Here is a 25,650-nt window from a genome sequence, read left to right on the forward strand (position 1 = left end):
AATAATATATAATAGTAATAATAGTATTAGATTTCTGTTACTTTTGTTGGATAATTTCATATATAATCAAAAAATAGTTCAATGAAAGCATTAAGTACATGCATGTTATACGTGCTTCTAAGTGGTCTTAGCTTTAACTCTTTTGCTCAAAAAGCCTCTAAAGATGGTTGGGTGACCTTATTCAATGGAAAAAACCTAGATGGCTGGAATCAAAAAAATGGCGAAGCTAAATATGAGGTCTTAAATGGAGAGATTGTGGGTACTACCGTAGCCAATACTCCAAATTCATTTTTATGTACCAACAAAACTTATGGGGATTTCATTTTTGAGGTTGATCTTAAAGTTGCAGAAGAAATGAATTCAGGTGTTCAATTCAGAAGTTTGTCTTCGGAAGATTATAATAAAGGCAGAGTACATGGCTATCAAATGGAGGTAGATCCATCTGACAGAGCATGGTCTGGTGGAATATATGACGAAGCTAGAAGAGGATGGCTTTATATTCCTAATATGAATGAGCCCGCAAAAAAAGCTTTCAAGCATAATGATTGGAACACTTACAGAATAGAAGCTATTGGCTCTGTGATTAGAACATGGGTTAATGGTGTGCCAGTTTCTCACCTTATTGACGAAGAAACAGCTGTTGGTTTTATTGCTCTTCAGGTACATGGTATAGGCTCAAGCGACAGAGCAGGAAAGCAGATAAAATGGCGTAACATCAGAATAAAGACGGACAATATCGTGCCTAGCCCATATGATGAAGTTCCTGTAGTCAACTTAATTGATAATAACCTTTCTGCACAAGAAACGGCTCAAGGGTATAAATTACTTTTTGATGGTAAAAGTTTTGACGGATGGAGAGGTGTTAACAGAAAAGACATGACTGGTAAAAGATGGTCTATCAATGATGGCAACATTATGATTAGCAAATCTGACGGTTCTGAAACAGGAAACGACATTGTAACCACAGAAAACTATGGTGCTTTTGAGTTAGTATTTGATTTCAAATTGACTCCTGGTGCAAACTCTGGCGTAAAGTATTTTGTGAATGAGGACTTTGATGCCGGTGGAAAATCTGGTATTGGTCTTGAGTATCAAGTACTAGATGATGTGCTTCATCCAGATGCTAAGATGGGAGCCGTTGGAAATAGAACATTGGCTTCTCTATATGATTTGATACCATCAATCAAAGTTGATAAGCGTTTTCAAAGAAAGATTGGAGAGTGGAACCAAGGTCGTTTGGTAGTCATGCCAAATAACACGGTGCAGCACTGGCTAAATGGTTATAAAGTGGTGGAGTATGAAAGGAAAAGTAACATTTACAAAGCCCTAGTAGCTAGAAGTAAATACGAGAAATATGAGAATTTTGGTACAGCTGATGAGGGACCAATATTGCTACAAGATCATGGAGATGAAGTAAGGTTTAAAAACCTGAAGATCAGAAAGCTGTAATAAGAAATCAATACCTATTAAAATAATAAAAACAAGAATGAGTACTAATAGAAGAGAATTCATAAAAAAGTCATTGATGGCAGGAGTGGCCACCAGTTTTTCAGCAAGCAGTTATGCTAAAATTATTGGGTCTAATGATCGTGTAAGAGTGGGTTGTGTAGGTTTTTCTGACAGACACCGTTCTTCCCATGTGTCTGCTTTCAAAGACATACAAAAAGAAATGAACTTTGAAATGGTGGCTGTTTCGGATATCTGGAACAAAAGAAGAGCAGAAGGACAAGCATATCTTCAAAGCCAATTAGGAAGTAAAGTGACCGCTTATAATAATAATGATGATCTATATGCATCTAATAGTGTAGACGCTGTGATGATCAGTACGGCAGATTTTCAGCATGCATTACATACCATTGAGGCGGTAAAGGCCGGATGTGATGTATACGCAGAGAAGCCTTTGGCCGAAACCATGGAAGATAACCGTGCGGTGCTTAAAGCAGTAAAAGATTCTAAGAAAATAGTACAGATAGGTTCCCAAAGAAGAAGTGGCTCTAACTATCATGCTGCAGCAGATTATATTAAATCGGGCAAATTCGGTGATATCGTCATGGTGGAGCTGATGTGGAACGTAAATCAGCCAGGCAGATGGAGAAGACCAGATTTAGTGGCTAACTTGAAAGAGTCTGATGTAGATTGGAAAAGGTTTCTACTAAATAGACCTTATGAGGCCTTTGATGCTCGTAAATATTTAGAATACAGACTTTTCTGGCCTTATTCTTCAGGAATCCCAGGTCAGTGGATGAGTCATCAAATTGACACCGTTCACTGGTTTAGTGGTTTGCCTCACCCAAGAAGCGTTGTTGCCAATGGTGGAATTTATCAGTGGAAAGATGGCAGAAGTAACGCAGATACATTGACAGTAGTATTTGATTATGGCCCTCTAGACGATTTATCTAAAGGTTTCCAAGTTCAGTTTACCAGCCGTTTTTCTAACTCAGCCGGTGGAACTAAAGAGCTTTATTATTCTAATGGTGGAATGATAAACTTGGATACGAATGAAATTTCTGATGAAGGAGGTTTAGATCTTAGACATGCGTCTGCCATGGGCATGAAAGCTAACTTATTAAAGACAGCTAAAATAGAAGGACAAAAAGTAGAAACAGCTGCCAATACAGGTGGAGATTCTCTTACGAATAACCATGTGAGAAACTGGATGGAGTGCGTAAGAAGCAGAAAGACACCTAATGCACCTATTGAAGCAGGTTATCAACATTCTATTGCCACTATGATGTCAAATGCGGCTTATAGAACAGGTCTTAAAGTTACTTTTGACGAGAAAAGTCAGGAAGTTTTAGCGGGTGGTGTGCCATTCAAATATTAAAATCCGATGATGAGCTGACGACCTTCTGTATCTGCATCAAATTCCAGATTAGAGATCGTCAGCCCCATCAGTCTTATCCCCTTTTCGGAGGGTAGCAAGGCGTTTAGCATATCGTAAGCATTTTTAGAGATAAATTCCTCTTCCAGTAATAATAGCTGAGAAGTTCTGCTTCGGGTTATAATCTCGAAGTCGGCAAATTTTATCTTTAAAGTGAGGGTCTTGCCAAACGCCTTTGCTTTATTTATCCTTTTCCATAATTGTTCTAAGATGACATCCAATTCCGCGTAGAGTTCGTCAGAAGAATTGAGGTCGTTACTGAAGGTGTTTTCCACACCAATAGATTTTCTTATTCTGTCGGGGTTTACCTTTCTGTGGTCTTTTCCTCTACATATATCAAAGTAATATCGGCCAACTTTGCCAAAGTTATTGACCAAAAACGCTAAGCTTTTACCTTTTAAATCTTTTCCGGTGGCAATCCCCATTTTCGTCATTTTTTCTGCCGTCACTTTTCCAATACCGTAAAATCTTTTTATTGGAAGGGTTTCCACATAGGCTTCTGCTTGATGAGGTTTTATTACAAACATGCCATCGGGTTTATTGACATCCGAAGCTGTTTTCGCTAGAAACTTATTAAATGAAATGCCTGCTGAAGCGGTTAAAGAGGTTCTTTCTTTTATTTTTTGTCGTATTTGCTTCGCAATTTCAGTAGCCAGCGGAATGTTTTTGAAATTCTCCGTAACATCCAGATAGGCCTCGTCTAGCGATAGGGGCTCTACCAAATCTGTGTATTCAAAAAACACCTCTCTTATTTGATTTGAAACCAATTTGTATTGGTCAAACCTTGGTTTCACAAAGATAAGGTTTGGGCAGAGCCTCTTGGCTGTTTTAGAAGGCATGGCAGATTTAACACCGAACTGCCGAGCCTCATAACTAGCGGCCGCCACCACACCTCTTTCTGCACTACCGCCCACGGCCACAGGTTTCCCTTTCAGTTCAGGATTATCACGCTGCTCTACCGACGCAAAAAATGCGTCCATGTCTATATGGATTATTTTTCTGAGCTTAGCATCCATTCTTTAGGAGTAGGTTTAAATGCGGTATCCAAAACACGCTCTGGAAGTATCTGAGTCAAATGATGTTTGAGATGGATGACATAATCTTTCATCATAAATGCCAATGTAAAAGGCCCTTCGCCATTTACTTTTATTTCGTTTTTGAGGGCATTTGTTGGAGTGTTCTCCATAATATGAGCAATATGAAGATTAAACTGACTCCAGAAATCTATTAATCCGTGCCAATCTGCATCATTGTATTTCTGGTTTTCTACCCATTCTTCTTGCTGATAGGCCACCACATCAATTTTAGCAGTGCTCGTAGAGTTCACAATCCGCATTTGATTATTATTAGCTGAGTCAATCAAGTGACCCATAATCTCCTTAGCACTCCATTTGTTTGGCATTGGCTTTTTTGAAGCTGCTGCGTCTTCTATTTGCTTCAGAATTGGCCCTATATTAATGACAACATCCTTTAAGATTTCAGCGGTTTCTTTCATCCAAATAGTTAATTTTGAGCCAAATTTAAAGATTTAGAATTCTAAAGCCCCAAAAGGCTATTACAAACAAAAGTTAAGCTTTGATTCCCTTCATATATTTCTTCCTTCGTTTTGAGGCATTTTTAGTCAATCTGTTTTTTGTCAAAAGAATGGACGTTACCGGTCTTGAAAATGTAGCCAAAGACAAACCCATTCTTTTTGCGTCTACCCACGCCAACTCTTTTTATGATGCCATCGTGCTTCATCTCGTTTTTAAAAGATATGTGTATGCTTTGGCTAGAGGTGATGCTTTTGAAAAACCGATTGTGGCTAAAATATTGAGCTATATTCACATGCTTCCAGTTTGGAGAATAACAGAAGGCAGACAAAACATGTCAAGGAATGCCAAGACATTTAATAAATGCAATGAATTGTTTAAGCAAAACAAGCAGGTTTTGATTTATCCAGAAGGGGTATGCAAGAATCAAACGTCCTTATTGCCTCTTAAAAAAAGAGGAACAGCTGCCATGGCCTTTAAGGCTTGGAATGAAGACATAGATGTGCAAGTAGTGCCCGTGGTGCTTACTTACGATTCCTTTAAGAAGTTTGGTAAGAGAATTAATTTGAATATCGGGAAGCCGCTCCAGAAGTCGGAATTTGACTTATCAGAGGAAATAAGTTTTTCTAAGAGCTTTACGGTAGAGCTTTCGGAGCGGATGAAACCCTTATTTTCTCACGTTTTTAAGCCTGTCGGATTCCTGCGAAATGCTTTTTTCTACTTTGGCTGGCTAATTAATTTTCCTTTGTATTTGGCTATCGATGCCTTCGTTAAAAAGAAGTTTGGTAGGACCATATTTTCGGATTCTATATGGTTTGGATTGCTTTATCTTTCCTACCCGCTATACTTACTTCTTTTGTTTTTGGTCTTAAAACAAGTCTTTTAACCTTATCTTTTTAGTAAAATATTTTTAAGAATGTCAGTACACATAGGACCTATTGGTCAAACATTGCCAGCTTACTTAGCAGATAAGAAATATTCTCAAGTGATTGTTTTGGTGGACAAAAACACCAAAAAAAGTTGTTATCCATTGATTAAAGATTTGTTGCCAAAACACACTTTGGTCAAAATCAAAAGTGGAGAGACGTATAAAACACTAGATACCTGTCAGGAGATTTGGCAAGTGATGACGGATGCCAATATGGATAGGCATGCTTTAATGATAAATTTAGGTGGTGGCGTAATAGGAGACATGGGTGGTTTTTGTGCGGCTACTTACAAAAGAGGGATAGAATTTATTCAAATTCCTACCACCTTGTTGGCACAGGTAGACGCCAGTGTTGGAGGTAAGCTAGGAATTGATTTTAACGGCTTTAAAAATCATATAGGTGTTTTCCAACTGCCAGAAACGGTACTTATAGATTCTGTTTTCTTGAAGACACTTCCTGTGGCAGAGCTTCGCTCTGGTTTTGCGGAAATTGTGAAGCACTGTCTCATTCAGGATGGAGCTAAATGGGGTGAAATCAACGTCAAAGATTTTGAAGAGCAAGATTTTGATAACTTAATAGAGCATTCTATTGAGATTAAAAAGAAAGTGGTAGCAGAAGATCCTACAGAGAAAGGTTTAAGGAAAATCTTGAATTTTGGACATACGCTTGGGCACGCTGTCGAAACTTATTTTTTAGAGAAGAACCCTAAGAAAAGATTACTTCATGGAGAGGCTGTTGCGGTAGGTATGATCTGCGAAGCCTATATGTCTTTAGAGAGAGGCTTAATAGATCAAAGGCTTTTTGAGGAAATTGAAGCTTTTATTTTCTCTGTCTATGGAAAAGTAAAATTGAAGGAAGAATATTTACCAGCGATATTAAAGCACACTTTACAAGATAAGAAAAACAGAGACGCTAAAGTCAGGTTTTCTCTATTGGATGGTCGTGGGAGCTGTACTTATGATATAGTTGCAGGAAAACAAGAAATGAAAAAGGCATTATTATATTATGTGGGTTAGGTCATTTTGAGCTAATTCTTTGGTTTTAACCGTTTTCGGGTTTATTTTTATTAGTGTTCGCATCTTTTTCTTAAGTGGGTGCGTACATGCCTAAAACCTTTAAAACAGTTTCCAATGAAAAAACTCTTACCTTTTCTTGCTCTTTTAGCATTTGGTATTGCAGGATGCAACACCATGAAACTAATGGTGGATAACGATTATAGTTATGATACCGACTTTACAACGTATAAAAATTATAATTTCTTAGCCTGCGAGATAGACACCTCTTTTATCTGTACAGAAATTCAGGATGCTATTAGAAGGCAAATGAGAGCTAGAGGATATAACTTAACAGAAGATGGCCCAGGTTTATTGGTGAGTTATAGTATCATAAAAGAGCGGGTAGAGTACAAAGGATATTTTCAGCCTACTTTAGACAGATGGGTTAATAAATATGACTATGACGACACCTATAAAACGCAAAACTTCAATTTTGGTGGAGGTATGATTCTGGTTTCTTTATTAGATGCGGAGAGTAGCAGGCTAATTTGGAGAGGATACGCTTCTGGTGTTTTTAATAAAAACATTAAAAAGCCCGTCAACTATTACAGAAGTGTGGTCAGAACCATTTTTGATCAATATCCGCTTTTTGCGGCAGGTGAAAAACCTCGTAAGCTTACCAGCATTTACTAAGTTAGTTGACCATTTTTTGAAATAAAGTATCTAGCGTTTCTTCTGGGCTATTACAGTATCCTGGGTGGACTTCTGATGCCTGTAAAATGGTGCTTCTTCGAGCGGTTAACCATCTAAATCGAGATGGCATGTCTTGTTCTCCTATGAGACCCGCATCTTTAGAGGCTTCACATATTTTCTGAAAGGACACTAAGTGTTCTTTGATCTCTTGGAAGTCTAGATGGGATGCAAATGCCTTTAAACGAGATTCATCTAGCTTAAATTTAAAACCGAGGAATCGTGGTGACTTACAGTATAAAGCTATTCCTACGTTTATAAATTCTCCACGGTCTACACAAGGCACAAGCCTAAGGGTGGCGTATTCGTATAGGTGTTTATCTAGCATGGATAGCTTCTTTTAAGATGATATTGGCATAAACTCTTCTGTTTAATAAAAAATCTTTATAAAGCTTTTTGCTGAGGTTTACGTCGGATTCTAACCAATCTTCTGGAATGGCATTGACTATTTCTTCTATTACCAGCGGATTTAGTTTTTCCAACATCTCCTCATGAATTTCCGCTAATTTGCTGGCTTTTTTAATAAGTACATGGTCTTTGATTTGAACAAAAGGTTTTTTGCTTTGCTCTTCCCACATTTCTGGTTGATGATGAAAGTATAAGGAGGCACCATGGTCAATGAGCCAAAGTTCTTTATGCCACATAAGCATATTGGTGTTTCTTGGTGTGCGGTCAATATTCATCAAAAAGGCATCTAACCAAACAATTTTAGAGGCTAGATAAGGCTCTACATCGTTCACTACCGCGTCAAAAGTAATAGAGCCTTGGAGGTAATGAATGCCTAAATTTAGGCCAACGCTCCATTTTAAAAGGTCTTGAATTTCTTCATCAGCTTCTGTTCTGCCATAACCTTCTGGTAAATTACCGAAAACCATTTCAGGGATTTTTAATCCGGCCGCTCTAGCAAGCTCTCCGCCTATGAAGTCGGCTATGAGAGCTTTGCAACCTTGACCTGCACCTCTAAACTTTAAAACATAGGAAAATCCGTCGTCAGCATCTACAATAGCGGGCAGCGAACCTCCCTCACGAAGTGGCGTTACGTATCGGTCAATATGGACGGTCCTGATATCTAGCATGGTGTAAATGGAATAAATTGTGCCTTAAGAGTGAGTAAGTTTATGAAAAATTTCCTCCATTGTTTCACCAGAAGCCTTTAGTGCCAATAAACTATCGTCTGCTACTATTTGACCACGATTAAGAACGATTACACGTTCGCAGATGGATTCTACCTCTTGCATGATATGCGTGCTAAAAATGACTGTTTTATCTTTCCCTACCTCTTTTATCAATGCCCTTATTTCACTGAGTTGGTTAGGGTCTAAGCCCGTAGTGGGTTCGTCTAAAATAAGTATTTCAGGTTCATGAATGAGAGCTTGTGCCAAACCTACTCGCTGTCTATAACCTTTAGACAGTTGCCCAATTTTTTTATGTTTTTCTCTATCTAGACCCACCATATCAATGAGGTCTTCTACTCTGTTTTTAAGTGCATTTCCTTTCATGTCGAAAAGAGAGCCTGTGAACGCTAAAAACTCTCTTATATACATGTCTTGATAGAGCGGATTGTGCTCTGGTAAATAACCAATACATTTTTGAGCTTCTTTGGTTTGTGAAGCAATATTGTAACCATTGACAATAGCTTCTCCAGCTGTAGCCTCCAAATAGCCTGTTAAGATTTTCATGGTTGTACTTTTTCCGGCACCGTTTGGTCCCAAAAAGCCCACTATTTCTCCTTTTTTTATATCAAAGCTAATACTGTCAATGGCTTTTTGAGAGCCGTAATTTTTTGTTAGAGCGTTTATTGATATTGACATGTAATCTATTTTTGAGAAAACGAAATTACTACATTTTATGACATGGCTTTCCGTAAAAAAGATCAAATGCACCTAAATGGAAAAACCGCCCTGCCAAATGGCGGGACGGTTTCTGGTTTTCGTGTTTGTTGAAGTATTGTAAATTTTATAAAAGGGGTGTTATATTTTTAGAAGGTGTATTTGTTCTCCGTTAACATTACATCAGCAATACGTCTTCTAGCGTCTTTGGTATTAAAAGGTTCAATCTTAGTGAATCTCTTTAAACCCATTAGCATTACCCTTAGTTCGTCTCCTTCTGCAAAAGACTGAATGGCATCTTTACCGGCGGCATTTGAGTTGTTTACGGCCTTGTGGAGGTTAAGCATCATCATATCTTTTTCTAGGCTTACGGCTTCTTCGCCTTTAATGCCAATCATTTTTTCTACTCTTAATAAGGCAGATTCTGCAGCATAAACTTCTATAATCATATCTGCTACATTCATTAAGATTTCCTGCTCATGAGAAAGTTTCATCATAAATTTCTGAACAGCCGCTCCCGCAATCATTAAAACAGCTTTCTTAAGATTTGCGACTACTTTTTTCTCTGCTGAGAATATGCCGTCTTCTTCTCCACCAAAAGATGGGATAGACATGATTTCTTTAGCTACTTCTTGTGCTGGACCCATTAAGTCCATTTCACCTTTCATGGCACGCTTTAAAAGCATGTCCACTGTAAGTAGTCTGTTAATTTCGTTTGTGCCTTCAAAAATCCTGTTGATTCTGGCATCTCTGTATGCTCTTTCTACAGGAGCATCTGCAGAATAGCCCATACCTCCGTAAATTTGTACACCTTCATCTGCTACATAGTCTAAAACCTCTGAACCATGTACTTTCAAAATGGCACACTCAATAGCAAACTGCTCTAGTGCACTTAGCTTTGCTTCTGCATCTGTTTTGCCACTTTCCTTAAAGGTGATTATTAGGTCGTCTATGTTTTGACCAGCTCTGTAACAAGCCGTTTCTGAAACCCAGATTCGAGTGGCCATTTCTCCGAGCTTATGCTTGATGGCACCGAAACGGCCGATTGCGATACCGAATTGCTTACGCTCGTTAGCGTAGTTAATAGCATGATTAATGACTCCTTTGGAGCCACCTACAGCGGCTATTCCTAATTTTATTCTGCCAATATTTAGAATATTAACCGCAATCTTAAAACCGTTTTGTCTGCTAGAAAGAAGGTTTTCTACGGGAACCATGCAGTCGTTAAAAAAGACCTGACGCGTATCAGAACCTTTAATACCTAGTTTTTTCTCTGGCTCGTTCATGGTGATGCCACCGAAGGTTTTCTCTATAATGAACGCCGTTAGATTTTTGTCGTCTTCTATTTTAGCAAACACAATAAACACATCTGCAAAACCACCATTGGTGATCCACATTTTCTGTCCATTTATTTTATAATGTTTACCATCTGCGGTTAATGTAGCTTTCGTTTTGGCGGAGTTGGCATCAGAACCAGAATCTGGTTCAGTTAAACAATAAGCAGCTTTCCATACACCTGTTGCCAAGTTTGGAAGATATTTTTTCTTTTGCTCTTCGTCTCCGTAATATAAGATAGGTAGGGTACCAATACCTGTATGAGCAGACTGTGCCACAGAGAAAGAATGACCACAACCCAAAACTTCTGCTACTAACATGGAGGTATTGAAATCCATGCCGAAACCATCATATTCTTCTGGTACAGCTGTTCCTAACAAACCTAGCTCACCGGCTTTATCCATAAGAGAAGACATAAGCTCTGGAGATTCTGCTTTGTCTATTTCATCTAAAATGGGATGTATTTCAGTTTTTAGAAAATCACTACAAGTCTCAGCTATCATTCGCTGCTCTTCATTGAACTCTTCTGGGATAAATACGTCTTGTGCAGCGGTTTCTTTGATTAAGAATTCGCCACCCTTTAAAGATGCTTTTGCTGATAGTGTTGTCATAGGAACTATAGAGTTGAAATATTGTTGTTAAATACAAATAATAGTATGCTTGCATACCATTGCAAATATAAAACAATAATTTAATAGTATGCAAGCATACTATTAGAAAAAAAGGGAAATAAATTCTTGTCTTATTTTAACCCGCTTTATGCATTAGAAAATCTCCCGATTTTATCTGGACCATAACTAAATTGCTTCCCATCGGCAAGCTCAGGGTAACACAAATCAGCTCGTAAACCCATTTAAACTCACTCACCAGAGCGGTGCTATGCTAATCTCGTTTAAATCTCTGATTTATTACACTTTAGCTACTCATTACAATTCTCCATTGCATAAACCGGGTTTAAGGACAATTTTCAATAGTAGCTTTAAAGACGGCACCCGCTTTGGCTTCAAAGCCAGGGTTTAGTAAAACGGTTTGATTTGCAGTATAGTTGATCTTACCTACGGCTGATAGCTTCTGAACACTTTGAAGGGTTTGCTGCGTTTGATAAGGATTTTGGGCGTTTATAACACTTCCCGTTAAACTTAACGGACTGGCAAAGCAAGAAGACACCACAACGTTTTTGGGAGCAGTAGAGGTACTTAAGCAGTGTAAAGTTTTACACGCTAGGGTGTAGTTGGCCGTGCTGGTAGGGTATAACTTAAGTGGATTTACTTTTCCGCCTGTATTCCAAGTATAGATGCCATTGCAGTTGCTACCCGTTAATGTAAGGGTGTCACCAGACCGAATTTGAGTTGCGGAAGCCACAAAACTAGGATTAGTAGGAAGTGTAAAAGTGTTAAGGTCTACAATAGGGCTAAAAAGTATCTTGCCAGAAGTGGCCTTACTTACATTAAGGGCATATTTTCCAGGACCTACGGTAATACTACTGGTACTGTCGTATTGCCAGTTTAAGCGTTTATAGCCTGTAGGGGGGAGGTTGGTGTAACTGCAGCAGTAGTCGCCGGTATATCCTCTTGCTTCCGAGTTGCTGTTGTCTCTATTTGACCAAGCGTATTTATTATAACTACCTACGGTACTTAAATTAATAGGAGTAGATCCATTTGCTGTGTTACAAGTAAAATTTAATTCAACTAAGTCAGAAGCTAAAACAGGAGTAGATAAGCTTAAGAACCCATTATTAATATAATTGAACCAACCGTTACCATGCCCTAAAAGACCCTCTTCCTTATCTAAATGAATATTATCAGAACGAAAGCTTGCTCCTAATTCATCAGTTTGTGGTCCGTTAAATATATTAGGATCGGCATCAATTGTTTGTTGTTGACCCAAAATTACATTTGCATGAGCACCGTGAGTATACGAAGCTCGTGCAACCATCCAAGCGAAAGTTGGACTTTCTATTTGCTCTCTTGATTTTGCAATTGTGGGTGTTAATAAGTTCTGATAGGTGTTGGCGTCCATCCAAGGGTCTCCTTCTCCCTGATGCCATAATACCGCCCGAAGACCTGTAAGACTGGCATACATCTTCAATACAGAGGCTAGAGCTCCATAGGGATGTTGGTATTCTGGTTTGACGTACTCTGGAGCACCATCAGTTAGGGGTTCCCCATATGCAGATTGTTTCCACCACCTAACACTTGTTCCTCCAAATGCTGCTCCATAGATTAAAATGGGAACATTTAAACTATCAACCAGCTTTTTGGACAAAGGACCCCAACACCAAGGAGATATTTGAAATGGTCCTACATAAACAGAATCTGATGCAACGCTATCTCTATTCATGGAAGAAAAACCAATGGGCAATGTATTAAATTCATTATAGCTATTTGAGAACCGCATTACATTGGAACGGTCATCTTTGGAATCGATTCCGGTATTTAAATAAGTGTTTGAAGTTGTTCCTGAGGCATTCGATTGTCCAGCTATCACAAAAACTTCGCCTATGCCTACTCGATTTCTTCCTACGGAATCTATTTGAATCCCATTTTTATAAGCCTTCACTGCTAATTTATACCAGCCGCCTTGAGCCAAAATTTTACCATAGAAGTAAGGTTTTCCATCTCTTTCATCTACTTTCTGCCAAGCACTAGCAGTTCCTTGTCCCACAACCCTAGGAAAAACTTTGGCTATAATACTGTCGTATTCAGCTGTAAAGTTTCCACTGATTTGAATATAGGCTTGATTGGAGTTATTCCGTTGAAAAATTTGCCTTTCAACGGGGAAAGTCAATGAGATTTGCCCTTTTACAGATAAGAAACTCAATAGACCAAGGAAGAGAAATGTGTATTTTTTCATAATAAGCTGTACAAAAATAAAAGATGTAGGCCATTTTAGCATATATATCTTCTTAAATTGATTCTAAGGTTCTTAAGTCGTTTACTTTTACGGACACATGAACCAACAAGATCTTAAACAAGGCATTATTTTTATGCTTATTGCTTCCTTCTGCTTTGCATTAGTGGGTGCTTGTACACGTATTCTTAGAGATTCTATCAGTTCGGTAGAAATAGTATTCTTCAGAAACCTTATTGGGGTTTGTTTTATAGCATATTCTGTCTTGAGGCGACCATTGGTTCAAATTGGTGGAAAACCAGGCCTTTTAATATTTAGGGGGGTGATTGGCACCATAGCTTTATATACCTTCTTTTATAGTATTACTCAAATAGGGCTGGCAGAAGCCATCACTTATCAGCAAACTTATCCTCTATTCATCGCTATTTTTTCTGTTTTCATTGCGGGCGAAGGTCTTAGAAGAAATGAGTGGCTGGCGGTACTTTTAGGTTTTGGTGGAATATGTTTCATTTTTGTGCCACAAATGTCCTCTGGGCTTGTCAATGCTCGCAGTCATATTATTGGTATCACCAATGCCGTACTTACGGCTTTTGCCTATATGAGCATAAGAGGTTTAAGTGCCTACTATGACGCCAGAAGTATCGTCTTATCTTTTATGCTTTCGGGTATTTTACTGCCTATTATTTCCATGGGCATTGGACAGTTTTACGAATTGCCTTCCTTAGACTTTCTGGTGGCATCCTATGTCCAGCCGCATGGCTCAGACTGGTTTTGGATAGTGATTTTGGGCGTAGCCGCTATGATAGGTCAAATTTATCTTACGAAAGCTTTTAGTTATGGTAAAGCAGGGACTATCTCCGCCGTGGGTTTCAGTAATATTGTCTTCTCGGTCATATTTGGAATATTTTTGGGAGATCCAAGGCCCACGACTTTAGCATTTCTTGGAATAGCCTTCGTTATAATTTCTGGGATAATTATTTCCTATCAGTCTAAAAAGGCTACCTGATATTTTATCTTTGTTTCATATGTCTGAATTATTTCCGTCTGAAACACTTTTTGTAGATATTTTACTTCCGGTACCTATTCCGCAAGCCTTTACTTATAGAGTTCCGAGGCATCTAATGGAATATGTAAAAAACGGAAGTAGGGTTATTGTTCCCTTCGGAAGAAATAGAGTCCTTACGGGCATTATTTCTGCTATTCATGGTACCCCACCAGAAAAATACAAGGCCAAATACATTTCGGAGCTGATGGATGAAGAGCCTGTGGTAACAGCCAGTCAACTGTGGCTTTTTCAATGGGTGGCAGATTATTATATGTGCCATGCTGGTGAAGTGATGAATATGGGTTTGCCTTCAGGACTAAAGGTAAATAGCGAGTCTAGAATTCAGATTAATCCAGATTTTGAGGAGGAGGGCACATTAGAACCTATAGAAAAGGAAATTCTGAGAATTATTGAAGAGAATGACTCTATTTCCTATGCCGATTTATCGAAGTTTATCAATGAAATAGACGTGACTAAGCTGGTGAAAACGCTAATTGCCAAACATGCCATCATCGTTTATGAGGAAGTAAAGGAGCGTTACACACCAAAAAAGATTAAAAAGATTAGACTTAAAGCCTCGTTAGCTACAAAGTCTGGGGTTTTAGGTTTAATAGATAAACTGGGGAAGTCGCAAAAGCAGCAAGAGGTGATATTGACCTATTTAAGTCATATCAATATTGATTTTCTGGAAGAGAAAAACCTTCACGGCATTGATAAAGTGTTTTTTAAAGAAGCTGAGAATTCCGCTTCATCTTTAAAGACATTAATAGATAAAGGAATTTTAGAGCAATTTGAAATAACTGTTTCTAGGTTTGACAGCATAGATTCGGACAGTTTGAAAGAAATAAAACTGACAGAGCATCAGTCAAAGGCCTCAGAAGCCATTATGGATGGTTTTGCCGAAAAGCAAGTGGTGCTTTTTCATGGAATTACGGGAAGTGGAAAAACGGAAATATACATTGACCTCATACAAAAGGTTCTGGAAAACGGTTCTCAGATACTAATGCTTTTGCCAGAAATAGCATTAACCACCCAAATAGTAAGTAGGCTTCAGAAAGTTTTTGGAGATAAAATGGGAGTTTACCACTCCAAGTTTTCTGATAATGAGCGTGTGGAGGTTTATATGGGTGTGCTTTCTGGCAGATATCAGTTTGTGGTAGGGGTACGTTCTTCTATTTTTCTTCCTTTTCAGAATCTAGGTCTTATTATAGTAGATGAAGAGCATGAGATTTCCTACAAGCAGTTTGACCCCGCTCCTAGGTATCATGCTCGAGATGTGGCCGTTATGCTGGCCTATAAACAAAATGCCAAGGTGCTTTTAGGTTCGGCTACGCCATCTTTTGAATCTTATATGCAGGCTCTGAATGAAAACTATGGTTTGGTGGAGTTGAATAAGAGATTTGGAGATGCCCAATTGCCTTCTATGGAACTCATTGATATGAAGGAGGCTCGTAAAAATAGTACCATAAGGCATGATTTTTCTGACATCTTACTCGCTGGTATTGAAGCTAACATCAAGAAAAAAGAACAGTCTATCATTTTTCAGAATAGGAGAGGATATTCTCCTTATTTAAACTGTGAGGAGTGTAACTGGATTGGCAAATGCCATCAATGTGCGGTAAGTCTTACCCATCATCTGTATGAAAATACTTTGGTATGCCATTATTGTGGTTACACAGAAACATTACCAAAATCTTGTCCTGTTTGTAATTCTTTAAAACTAAAATCAAAGGGTGTTGGTACGCAGAAAATAGAGGAAGATCTACAAGAGATCTTTAGAGATGCCAGTATTTTGAGAATGGATTTTGATACCACTAGAGCTAAAAACGCATATCAAAACATCATCAATGAATTTGGTGAAGGCGAGGTAGATATTTTAGTAGGTACCCAGATGATATCTAAGGGTTTAGATTTTGACAATGTGAGTTTGGTAGGTGTTTTTGATGCCGACAAAATGATACATTTTCCAGATTTTAGAGCCGCAGAAAGAGCATACCAAATGCTGACGCAAGTAAGTGGTAGGGCAGGCAGAAAGGAGAAGCCAGGAAAGGTGATGATACAGACGGGTGACCCAGAACATCAAGTTTTGAAATTTGTTTTAGAAGGGGATTATAAGGGCTTTTATCAAACGGAGATAAAAGAGAGAGAGGCCTTTAGATACCCACCATTTTCTAGGATTATCAGCATAAGTACGAAACACATTGATAGGAGTGTTTCTCATAAAGCAGCGGGTCTTTTGGCTGATATGCTAAGAGAAAAGCTGGGTGCTCAAAGGGTATTGGGACCAGAGAAGGCCATGATAGAAAGGATTAGGAATCAGTATATTTTTGAAGTTTGGATGAAGCTTGAAAAAAACAAGCTGAATATGCCTGCCACTAAGCTATTTATAAGAGAACAGATTACAGAATTGAATACACAAAAGGAATTTAAAAGTGTTAGGTTTGTGGTAACTGTAGACGTGGTTTAAAGCCGAAAGGTTTTGCTGCTTAGGGTATAATAAGAAACGATATGGGACTAAGAAATTCAATAGGTGATTTATTCAAAATAGGTGAAATAAAGGATAGTGTTATTAGTCTTTTTGAAGCCAAGTTTGAACTGAAAAAAATAGAAATTCAGGAAAAGGCCGAAAAGGGAGTGGCAGAGTTGATATTTGTCTTGCTATTATTTGTTTTGGGTTCAATGGTGTTGGTTTTCACACTTATTCTTGCCGCTTATGGTTTGAATATTTGGCTTGGCGAGCCTTATGGCTATGTGGTTGTTTTGGGCTTATTGATAGTTACTATGGTATTCTTTTATTATCAGAAATCAGAAATAAAGAAAATGATAACTAAGACCATTCAGAAGGAAATGGATGCCATGGATAGTTGAGATAGCTCTAGGCAGTATATACATTAAAACCCCGATTTGGTGATTAAGCCAAACGGGGTTTTGTGATTTACAGGGTTAAAATTTACAATCTAAGTTTTTTATTTGTCAGGAGAATTTGCATCTTTTCCCCACCAACTGGCCAACATAGAGCCCGTAACATTCATTAATGGGCCAAAGATAGTGGCGGCTAATCCTACAGTAGCTACTTTTCCCATTTCCACTGCCAAGGCAGATGCCAGTCCGCCGTTTTGCATACCCACTTCTAAAGATATGGTTCTGGCGTCTCTTTTATTTAGACCAAACAGTTTGGCAGCACCATAGCCAAAAGCATAGCCTCCTAAGTTATGCAACACCACAGCCACAAAAAGCAATGCTCCTACAGCGGCTAGGGATGCTTGACCAGCAGCGGTTACTACCGTAATGACATAAGCAATTCCCGCCATCGAAAACAAAGGCAATATTTTCTTTATGGCTTGCATCTGATTCGGAATAAATTTATTTAAAAGAAACCCAACCGCGACCGGTAGAATCACAATTTTACACATGCTCCACATCATACCTAAGAAATCGATGTCAATAAACTCTCCACCTAGCCACTGCATAAGCGTAGGGGTGAGTATGGGAGCCAGCATGGTAGCAAAAATGGTAAGCGTTATAGAGAGTGCAATGTTAGCCTTTGCTATTAAAGACATGACGTTTGACGCTAAACCGCTAGGGCTGCTTCCAATCAGTATCATTCCTGCGGCTATTTCGGCTGGAAAATTAAAAATTTGTGTTAATCCGTAACCCCAAAGCGGCATAATCATAAACTGTAGAAATATACCAATCAAAACGAGCTTAGGAGTTTTCAAAATTTCTAGAAAATCGTCAATGGTAATGGTGGTTCCCATACCAAACATAATAATCTGAAGTACCGGAATGATTAAAAGGGTTAATTCCACACCTCCAACAGAAATCAAATACTCTGGGAAATTATAGGCAATAATGACAAGAACAATAATAACAATAGTGTAAATGTAATTTTTCATTCAATAGGTTATATAAGTTGGAAGTTAGAGTCTAACAAAATTATTTAGTTAAGCCTCTAACTTCCATTCTAAAAGAGAAATAATTTATTTTTCCAATTGTATTAGCTCCAAGTTCTGTCGTGGCTGTCTAGCTCATCCCACTCTTTTGTAGGAGCAAAATACATGGTGCCACTTTTTAGATGCTCTTTAACCACTGCTTCGTTTAATTCAATGCCTAAACCTGGTTTTTCTGGCACTTTCACAAAACCATCTTTATAAATAGGTTTGTCTATACCGCCTACAAGATCTTCCCACCAAGGAATGTCAAAGCTGTGATGTTCTAGAGCTACAAAGTTTTCAGTGGCTGCTGCACAATGGATATTTGCCATGAAACAAACGGGAGAACCCGCAAAGTGCATGGCCATTGGTATACCATGGTCTTCTGCATAGTCGCCGATTTTTTTAGTCTCAATCAAACCTCCCGAGCTGGCTAAGTCTGGTTGAACCATGTCTACCGCTCTAGCATCAATCAGTTTAATAAACTCCTCTTTTAAGAAAATATCTTCCCCGGTTAAGGTAGGCGTGTCCACGGCATCAGAGATTTGTTTCCACTGGTCTGTATAAAACCAAGGAATCATATCTTCAAGCCATGCTAGCTGATACTTCTCCACTTTTTTGGCCAAGCGTATAGCGGTGTTTACACCAAAATGTCCAAAGTGATCTGCCGCTAAAGGAATGTCATAGCCTACCGCTTTGCGAACCTCTTCTACATAATTGGCCATAATGTCCAGACCTTCATCGGTAATTTGAATGCCTGTAAAAGGGTGTTTGGTATTGGCATAGCCTCTTGCGTTTCCTTTAGTGGCAGGAGGGTTACCCCATTGCTTAGAATAATCTGTATTTAATCCACCTATAATTGTTCCAGGGTGGTTTTTCAAAAGATCAACACCAAAGTCCATTTTCAGAAAAGTCAGTCCTAAGTCTTTTCTTTCCTTCATTTTTTGGGCAAACACCACTGGATCGGGCACGGTAGGGGTGTCTCCATAAATACGAATGTAGTCTCTATATTTTCCTCCAAGCATTTGGTATGCAGGTACGCCATATGCTTTTCCGGCTAAATCCATCAATGCCATTTCCACACCACATACGCCACCAGCAGCACGGCCATGACCACCAAACTGTTTGATTTCTTTGAAAAGCATTTCTGGTGTACAAGGGTTTTTACCAAGAAGCCTGCTTTTTAGAAAGAGACCGTATTTGGCACTGGCCCCATCTCTAATTTCGCCATAACCTGAAATACCTTGATTGGTGTCTATCCTTATGATAGGGCAGGTCATAGGGGCTTTATTAATAACAGCAATTCTTAAATCTGTTATTCTCAAGTCTGAAGGGCTACTGGAGCGTTTGACTTTTTGGGTAAGGAATTCTATTTCTTTATCGGGGTGACCATTAAACATCATCCCTAGAGAGAGTCCTCCCAATGCCGATTTTCTGATGAAATCTCGTCTATTATCTCCTCCTGATGGTTTTTCTGTGCTATCTTCAGAGGCTATTTTATGAGCAGTTTCGTCTGAGGAATGAAGGGCAGGGCCATCTGGAATTTGACCATTAAATTTAAATCTGTCTAATAAATTCTTTTTCATGTTATTTCAATTTTATAAGAATGATTGACCTGAGGGTCAGCGTTGAATTTTTATTTTTAATCTTATTGGGTTATCATTTATCCAAGAAAAGCCACTGAAAAAAGCTCTTTGAATCCATTAAATGAGTTCATATAATTGAGCCTGTCGAAGAACTAAGCTGAGCTTGTCGATGCTACCAGTTTCTTTCTTTCATATAATCATCAAATTCCTTAGGCGTCATTTGAAGTTTTTTAGGGTTAGCTTTAATCCAGCCAAGAAAGTCATTTTTGATTTTTTCAGACCATTTCATGTCAATTTCACCTGGCGTATATTTACCTTCTTTAAGCCTTAAAACCCCGAATTCATCTCTAAGTGCTGTGAATTCAGAATTTAGAATCAAGTCTTCTGCAAATTGAGCTGGAATAAAAACCACGCCTTCCTGTTTTCCTAAGACCAAGTCACCAGGCAAAACAGTGGCTCTTCCAATTCTGATCGGGCAGTTGATACAGGTCATCATTACACCTTGTATATACGAAGGGTCAAGGCCTCTTACAAAACCAACAAAACCTTCTATTTTGCTAATGCCTTCTACATCTCTTGCACCAGCATCAAATACAACGCCATTGCCAGATTTGGCATAGATGGCATTGGCTAGGTTATCGCCAATGAGCGTTCCATCAATAATTTTTCCGAATCCATCAGCTACATATACATCGCCATTTTGTAGCACATCAATAGGCCATGAGTTAGGAGAGCCCACCCTGTTTTCTGCTTTACCTTTTGCTTTTATTTTGTCGTCCATGTCTGGACGAGAAGGCATGTATTGGGTGGTTACAACACGGCCCACCAAGGGTTTGTTTCCAATGATAACCCAACCAGCCTCAAACTGATTATGGTATCCTTTATTTCTTAAAAAGCCCCAAGCCTCTTCGGTAGAAACATTGGCCAATCTTTTAATAAGGGCATCAGAAACATGCGGACGACCATCTGCAGAACGAGGGCCACTGTAGTCACTGGTGAAGGTTTTTATTTGTTCAGGAGTCCATTCTATTTGTTGGGCACTGGCTGAGAAAACTATCAAAGCACAGAAGAAGGTAAGGCATAAGTTAATTTGCTTCATATTTATTATTTAGGGTATTATTGCCATAATTACGTAAGAATAATTCAAATTAAACACAGAATAAGTCCATTAAATGGATTTGATCGACCAAGTGGCGGTAAATAGAATTTTGGTCATATTTTTTAGTGAAGTGCAGTTATCAGAAGCATAAACGCCACTCAGTTAAGATTAACTAAATGGCGTTCAAAATCATGCTAATATTATTTGTTCCACCAAACTTTGGTATCTAGATTATCAGCTCCTTGTCTTGAAATAGCAGCTTGAATGTTGGTTCCGTTAACAGATATTTCAGAGTTTGGATAAGTTAGTCTATTAATAAAATCGCCTTTGATATCTTTTCTTGGGAAAGGGTTTGGAGTTAAAGTAGGAAACCCTGTTCTTCTGAAATTGGCGAATGCCTCAGGACCATTTAAAAAAGATGCTATCCAGTATTGGGTGCCAATCTCTTTCAAAGCGTTTGCTCCTAAAGGATTTGCTGAAACAAAAGTGGCTATATCTTCAGGAGCTACGGCACTATTGACATCGTAATCCCCTAATTGCATCATATGAGCCTCTATTCCATTTTTATAATAAATAGATGCGGAGCCGCTTACCCATCCATTAACTGCGGCTTCTGCCAATAATAATTGAGTTTGGGCATAAGTAACTAAGAATGATGGAGCGGTGTTTTTCACCATTCTAGTTCTATCTATCTGAGAATATTCATAGAAACTAACCAAGCCAGCTGCTGTGGCTACGGCTTTGATACTCGAGTTATCATATCCCATAGGAATACCCATCTGAACTGCAGGATCTCTATTCGCTTTATTTGCTGTTTGACCAGAACCAGAATCTGCACCGACATAGCGAACCGCAATACTCTTTAGTCTTGGGTCAGAAGTACTTTTCAGTTGATTAATAAATGCAGCAGGAATAAAGAAGTTACTTGATTCTGTGGAGTTCAACATTGAACCGTTAGGGTTCTGGTAGTTAGCGTCATGCTTGATTACACAGTTGTCTGAGTTGCTCTGCATTAAACCACCAGCTACAGCAGCGGTCACTGTGGATTTCGCTTTGGCGGCATCAACTTTGCTAAGTCTCATCCCTGCTCTAAGTAGCAGAGAATACCCCATTTTTTTCCATTTCGCTATGTCTCCGCGATACATTACTTCTGCACCTTCCACTTTTCCTGAAGCATTTAGGGCTGCAGAAGCTTCTGTTAGCTCCTTTATGATATCCGTATAAATAGCCTCCTGAGAATCATAAGCTGGTAAAACTACTTGATCTGAAAAGCCTTTTCCAGCCTGAAAATATGGAACATCACCATAAGTGTCTGTCAAAACCATAAATGTGTAGGCTTGCCATATTCTGGCCATTTGAATGAGGTTATTTCTATCTCCTCTTTCTTTTGCTTGAGCTATTACATCAGTGGTACTTCTTATGACATTTCTATAATACTGAGGCCACATGGGGCTTAAAAGAGCTCTGTTATCCTGATTATAATTAGCACCAGTTAATACTCCTGAGTTTGGCGAAACTAACTGCTGAACAACGCCCATTTCGTAAATCGCAGTAGAATTAGGGAAAGCGGTATTAAGAATAGCATTGTTTAAAATAAAAGCAGGGTCAATAGCCGTAGCTGCGGTAGTATTGATGTTAAGTTCGTCAAAACCTTTATCACAGGCAGAGAAGGTTAAGGCTAGGAAGGAAAGAAATATATATTTTGTTATCTTTTTCATCAGAATTGATTTTAGAATTTAACATTAAGATTGAAGCCAAGACCTCTTGTAGTAGGCACACCAGTAGACTCTAAGCCCACAATGTTGTCAGAAGTATATCCGAAAGAATCAGGGTCTATGTTTGGCACCCATTTCTTAAGCATGAGTACGTTGTTTGCCACAATACTTAGTTTTGCAGACTTCACAGGGAAGTTGGCTGGTAAGAATTTAGTGAAATCGTATCCAGCATTAATCTGACGTAATTTCCAAAAGCCTGCATTATAAATGATAGGCTCGATAAGTGCTTGAGAACGAATGACTTCCCAGTATGGCTGAGACTTGGCAGCTACCGTATTAGGCTCACCAGACTGATTTACACCCACTCCTATTACTCCAGTATCTCTTCCTTCTAGCGTTTGCTTATGCAAGCCATGTCTGGTTAAGTTGAAGTTGGTACCTGACATCATATTGGCTCCAAGTTTGAAATCTATTAGGAAAGAAAGGCTAACTCCTTTATAGTTGAATGCGTTAGTGAAACCACCCACCCAGTTTGGCAATGCACTACCAAAAGAAATTAAATCTGGTGTTCTAATCGGAATTCCGTTTGAGCCAAATATTTTTCTTCCTTGGTCGTCTCTTTTGAAGCCAAAACCGTAAAGCTGACCTAGCTCTTCGCCTACTACTTGTCTTAATTCACCATTAAATACATGGGTACCTGTAGTTATTTTTTCACCAGGGGTATCTGTTAATAAGCTCAACACTTTTGTTTTATTATAAGAACCGTTGAAAGTGAAGTCCCATCTAAAGTCGTTGGTTTTTAAAGGTGTAATACCTAATAACCATTCTACGCCTCGGTTTCTGCTTTTACCGCTATTGATAAGTGTGCTAACAAAACCCGACGCATCAGATATTTGGGCAGATACGATTTGGTCTCTTGTGATTTTCTCATAAGCAGCCATATCTAAGCTTACTCTATTATTGAAAAGCTTTAATTCAAAACCCACCTCTGCTTCTGAAGTACGCATTGGGCGTAAGCCAGCATTAGGAACGGTGCTTCCTTGTGAGCTTCCAACTGGCTGTCCTGTAAATAAGTTGGCATTTATTCCATAAAACAAGGAATTAGAATAAGGCGATACATCTGTATCAGAACCTACTTCTGCGTAAGCCGCTCTTAGTTTACCAAAAGACAGCCAAGTTGGAGCGGAGGCCATGGCTTGAGAAAATACGAAACTACCAGAAACAGATGGGTAGAAAATGCTTCTGTTTTCTTTAGAAAGGGTAGAGAACCAGTCGTTTCTGGCTGTACCATTTATAAAAAGAACGTCGTTATAAGATATTTCGGCAGAACCATAAACTGAGTTTACCGCTCTTTCAGACAAGCCGTAAATAGGGTCTTTTACCCTACCGTTCATAACGGTATAGAGGTCTCTTACAACAAAGTCAGTTACCTGTGTACTATTTAAATCAGAACGACGGGTCATTTGGTTACCTCCAAGATTTACGTCAAGACCAATGTTTCCAAACTCTTTCGTTCCAGAAATAAGAATGTCTTTATTGATTTCTCTAAATCTTCTGGCTTCTTGGGTATAAACACCATTAACAAAACCAGCTGGTGCAGGACCTCTAGAAGCATGACCTGTAGGGAAGTTATTATAATCTTCGTCTCTTGACCAGTAATCCTGGCCTACCCTTCCTTGTACAAATAACCAATCTGCCAGTTCATACTTTAAAGACATATTTCCAAAAATCCTATCTCTTTGGATGTTATGAAATTGGTCTGACAGTGTAAAATAAGGATTGGTTCTGTTTTTGAACCTAGAGTAAACGTATTCGTTTCCATCTGCGTCATGTTTTTTCTCTTCTAATAAATCCCAAGGCATGGAATTAGACATGATTGCTACTGAAGTAGGAATGGAGTTATCTTGATTGGCAATATTGGGAGGGTTCGTATTGTTCTCGTTGGAGTAATTAATATTACTGGCAATACTAAGTTTCTTAGATAGCTCATAGGACAATCCTAGATTAACAGTTTTTCTATTAAATGAGTTGTTAGGTACAATGCCTTTACTATCAAGGTTTGAGAAGGAGATGTTAAATCCACCAGAAGCATCACCACCTGAAAGTGAGATGGTATTCGTGAAATTTTGACCATTTCTATAAAAGATATCATATCTATTTTTGATAGGTTCGTAAGGTACGGTCACACCATCAAAAAGAACTTGGGTCATACCAGGGGCAAACTTTTCTCCGAAAGACCATTGACCGTCAGTTGGGTTAGGTGAAGTGGGTCTTACACCGTTTTCTCCCTGTCCATATTCATACTGATAATCTGTAAAATCAAGGGCTTTTTCTGTGGTGAAGTTGGTATTATAGGTTACACCTATTCCTTTTCCGTCACCATGCGTTTTAGTTGTAATCATGATTACACCGTCTTTGGCACGAGAGCCATAAAGAGCAGCAGCAGTAGCTCCTTTAAGTACGGTCATGCTTTCAATGTCATCCGGGTTGATAGATGAAAGACCATCACCACCATCAGAGTAAATTCCACCACCACCCCTTACGCCTATAGAATTGTCTGAACCAGCGTTGTTTTGGTTGGTTCCGAAATTGGTGTTGTCGATTGGTACACCGTTCACTACAATAAGTGGTGAATTTTGACCAGAAATAGAAGATTGACCACGGATTCTGATTTTCGAGGTTCCTCCTGGGCCTGTTCCCATGGCAGAAATATTAACACCAGACACTTTACCTTGGAGGGCATTCATAAAGTTAGGCTGTCTGTTTTCTGTCAGTGCTTCTTTCTGTACGGTAGAAGTGGCATAACCGAGTTTTTTTGCATCCTTCTTGATACCAAGTGCGGTAACCACCACTTCATTTAAGCTTTGAGAATCTTCGGTCAGGTTTATATTGATAGTGGTTTTGTTTCCCACCAAAACTTCCTGAGGGTTAAAACCCACAAAGCTAAATACTAGTGTGGCGTTGGTTCCTGCGTTAATTTGATAGGTACCATTCGCATCTGCCGTTGTTCCAGTAGTTGTACCTTTTACTATAACCGAAACACCGGGTAAGGTGGAATTGTCTGCAGCCGATCTCACGGTCCCGCTAATTTGTTGGGCCAGAGTGCTGAAAGAAAGAAGTGTCAAGCTCAATAGAATGAGATAATTGTTCTTCATAGTTTATAATTAAGGTT

20 protein-coding genes are annotated in these 25,650 nt (G+C 38.8%); 8 read left to right on the plus strand and 12 right to left on the minus strand.

Annotated features, from left to right (window positions below; genetic code table 11):
- The first annotated feature begins 81 nt into the window (after nt 1–81).
- Together ACSBFT_RS19365 and ACSBFT_RS19370 are read left to right on the plus strand one after the other, a co-directional pair.
- Entirely contained in the window at nt 82–1,449 is a 1,368-nt protein-coding gene (locus tag ACSBFT_RS19365) for a 3-keto-disaccharide hydrolase (protein ID WP_463047109.1), read from the plus strand.
- A 37-nt stretch (nt 1,450–1,486) separates the two neighbouring features.
- A complete protein-coding gene (locus tag ACSBFT_RS19370; protein ID WP_463047110.1) occupies nt 1,487–2,824 on the plus strand; it encodes a Gfo/Idh/MocA family protein in 1,338 nt (445 codons plus the stop codon).
- Here ACSBFT_RS19370 and dinB read toward each other — a convergent pair.
- Nucleotides 2,821–3,861 (minus strand): DNA polymerase IV, encoded by a 1,041-nt coding sequence (gene dinB / locus ACSBFT_RS19375; protein ID WP_489602075.1) that lies wholly within the window; start codon nt 3,859–3,861, stop codon nt 2,821–2,823. The two genes, ACSBFT_RS19370 and dinB, sit on opposite strands and share 4 nt — an antisense overlap.
- Nucleotides 3,862–3,872: 11 nt before the next feature.
- The gene (locus tag ACSBFT_RS19380; protein ID WP_463047112.1) at nt 3,873–4,376 is read right to left on the minus strand and encodes a DinB family protein; all 504 of its coding nucleotides are present in this window, start codon (nt 4,374–4,376) and stop codon (nt 3,873–3,875) included.
- A gap of 80 nt (nt 4,377–4,456) precedes the next feature.
- Between ACSBFT_RS19380 and ACSBFT_RS19385 the strand changes: the two genes are divergently transcribed.
- The 3 genes from ACSBFT_RS19385 (at nt 4,457) to ACSBFT_RS19395 (ending at nt 7,030) form a co-directional block, all read left to right on the plus strand.
- Complete coding sequence (locus tag ACSBFT_RS19385; RefSeq protein WP_463047113.1) at nt 4,457–5,299, plus strand: 1-acyl-sn-glycerol-3-phosphate acyltransferase; 843 nt, start codon at nt 4,457–4,459, stop codon at nt 5,297–5,299.
- 30 nt (nt 5,300–5,329) lie between these two features.
- Entirely contained in the window at nt 5,330–6,358 is a 1,029-nt protein-coding gene (gene aroB, locus ACSBFT_RS19390; protein ID WP_489602076.1) for a 3-dehydroquinate synthase, read from the plus strand.
- Between the two features lie 114 nt (nt 6,359–6,472).
- Nucleotides 6,473–7,030 (plus strand): DUF4136 domain-containing protein, encoded by a 558-nt coding sequence (locus ACSBFT_RS19395; RefSeq protein WP_463047115.1) that lies wholly within the window; start codon nt 6,473–6,475, stop codon nt 7,028–7,030.
- A gap of 1 nt (nt 7,031) precedes the next feature.
- On the opposite strand, the gene ACSBFT_RS19400 is transcribed toward ACSBFT_RS19395, so the two are convergent.
- From ACSBFT_RS19400 to ACSBFT_RS19420, 5 genes are all read right to left on the minus strand, one after another.
- Entirely contained in the window at nt 7,032–7,415 is a 384-nt protein-coding gene (locus ACSBFT_RS19400) for a DUF3037 domain-containing protein (protein ID WP_489602077.1), read from the minus strand.
- Entirely contained in the window at nt 7,405–8,163 is a 759-nt protein-coding gene (locus ACSBFT_RS19405; protein WP_489602078.1) for a HipA family kinase, read from the minus strand. Before ACSBFT_RS19405 ends, ACSBFT_RS19400 begins: the two co-directional genes overlap by 11 nt.
- A gap of 24 nt (nt 8,164–8,187) precedes the next feature.
- Complete coding sequence (locus tag ACSBFT_RS19410) at nt 8,188–8,898, minus strand: ATP-binding cassette domain-containing protein (protein ID WP_463047118.1); 711 nt, start codon at nt 8,896–8,898, stop codon at nt 8,188–8,190.
- Between the two features lie 167 nt (nt 8,899–9,065).
- The gene (locus tag ACSBFT_RS19415; RefSeq protein WP_463047119.1) at nt 9,066–10,862 is read right to left on the minus strand and encodes an acyl-CoA dehydrogenase FadE; all 1,797 of its coding nucleotides are present in this window, start codon (nt 10,860–10,862) and stop codon (nt 9,066–9,068) included.
- Nucleotides 10,863–11,205: 343 nt separating this feature from the next.
- Nucleotides 11,206–13,104, minus strand: a complete 1,899-nt coding sequence (locus ACSBFT_RS19420; protein ID WP_489602079.1) for a 3-coathanger stack domain-containing protein — start codon at nt 13,102–13,104, stop codon at nt 11,206–11,208.
- Between the two features lie 97 nt (nt 13,105–13,201).
- Between ACSBFT_RS19420 and ACSBFT_RS19425 the strand changes: the two genes are divergently transcribed.
- The 3 genes from ACSBFT_RS19425 to ACSBFT_RS19435 are packed head-to-tail and all read left to right on the plus strand — an operon-like array spanning nt 13,202 to nt 17,014.
- The gene (locus tag ACSBFT_RS19425) at nt 13,202–14,107 is read left to right on the plus strand and encodes a DMT family transporter (RefSeq protein ID WP_489602080.1); all 906 of its coding nucleotides are present in this window, start codon (nt 13,202–13,204) and stop codon (nt 14,105–14,107) included.
- 19 nt (nt 14,108–14,126) lie between these two features.
- A complete protein-coding gene (gene priA / locus ACSBFT_RS19430) occupies nt 14,127–16,613 on the plus strand; it encodes a replication restart helicase PriA (protein ID WP_489602081.1) in 2,487 nt (828 codons plus the stop codon).
- 41 nt (nt 16,614–16,654) lie between these two features.
- Nucleotides 16,655–17,014, plus strand: coding sequence for a phage holin family protein (locus ACSBFT_RS19435; protein WP_489602082.1), 360 nt, complete (start codon nt 16,655–16,657; stop codon nt 17,012–17,014).
- Between the two features lie 98 nt (nt 17,015–17,112).
- On the opposite strand, the gene ACSBFT_RS19440 is transcribed toward ACSBFT_RS19435, so the two are convergent.
- The 5 genes from ACSBFT_RS19440 to ACSBFT_RS19460 all read right to left on the minus strand — a co-directional run bounded on the left by ACSBFT_RS19440 (nt 17,113) and on the right by ACSBFT_RS19460 (nt 25,633).
- A complete protein-coding gene (locus ACSBFT_RS19440; RefSeq protein WP_489602083.1) occupies nt 17,113–18,042 on the minus strand; it encodes a bile acid:sodium symporter family protein in 930 nt (309 codons plus the stop codon).
- A gap of 101 nt (nt 18,043–18,143) precedes the next feature.
- Nucleotides 18,144–19,664: a mandelate racemase/muconate lactonizing enzyme family protein gene (locus tag ACSBFT_RS19445; protein ID WP_489602084.1), complete on the minus strand. Its 1,521-nt coding sequence runs from the start codon at nt 19,662–19,664 to the stop codon at nt 18,144–18,146.
- Nucleotides 19,665–19,836: 172 nt separating this feature from the next.
- Complete coding sequence (locus tag ACSBFT_RS19450) at nt 19,837–20,763, minus strand: RraA family protein (protein ID WP_489602085.1); 927 nt, start codon at nt 20,761–20,763, stop codon at nt 19,837–19,839.
- 200 nt (nt 20,764–20,963) lie between these two features.
- Nucleotides 20,964–22,481 carry a SusD/RagB family nutrient-binding outer membrane lipoprotein gene (locus ACSBFT_RS19455; protein ID WP_463047127.1) on the minus strand — a complete coding sequence of 506 codons (1,518 nt, stop codon included), beginning with the start codon at nt 22,479–22,481 and terminating at the stop codon, nt 20,964–20,966.
- 11 nt (nt 22,482–22,492) lie between these two features.
- Nucleotides 22,493–25,633 (minus strand): SusC/RagA family TonB-linked outer membrane protein, encoded by a 3,141-nt coding sequence (locus ACSBFT_RS19460; RefSeq protein ID WP_489602086.1) that lies wholly within the window; start codon nt 25,631–25,633, stop codon nt 22,493–22,495.
- Between the last annotated feature and the right edge of the window lie 17 nt (nt 25,634–25,650).

This window comes from Arcticibacterium sp. SM2516, assembly GCF_057914865.1.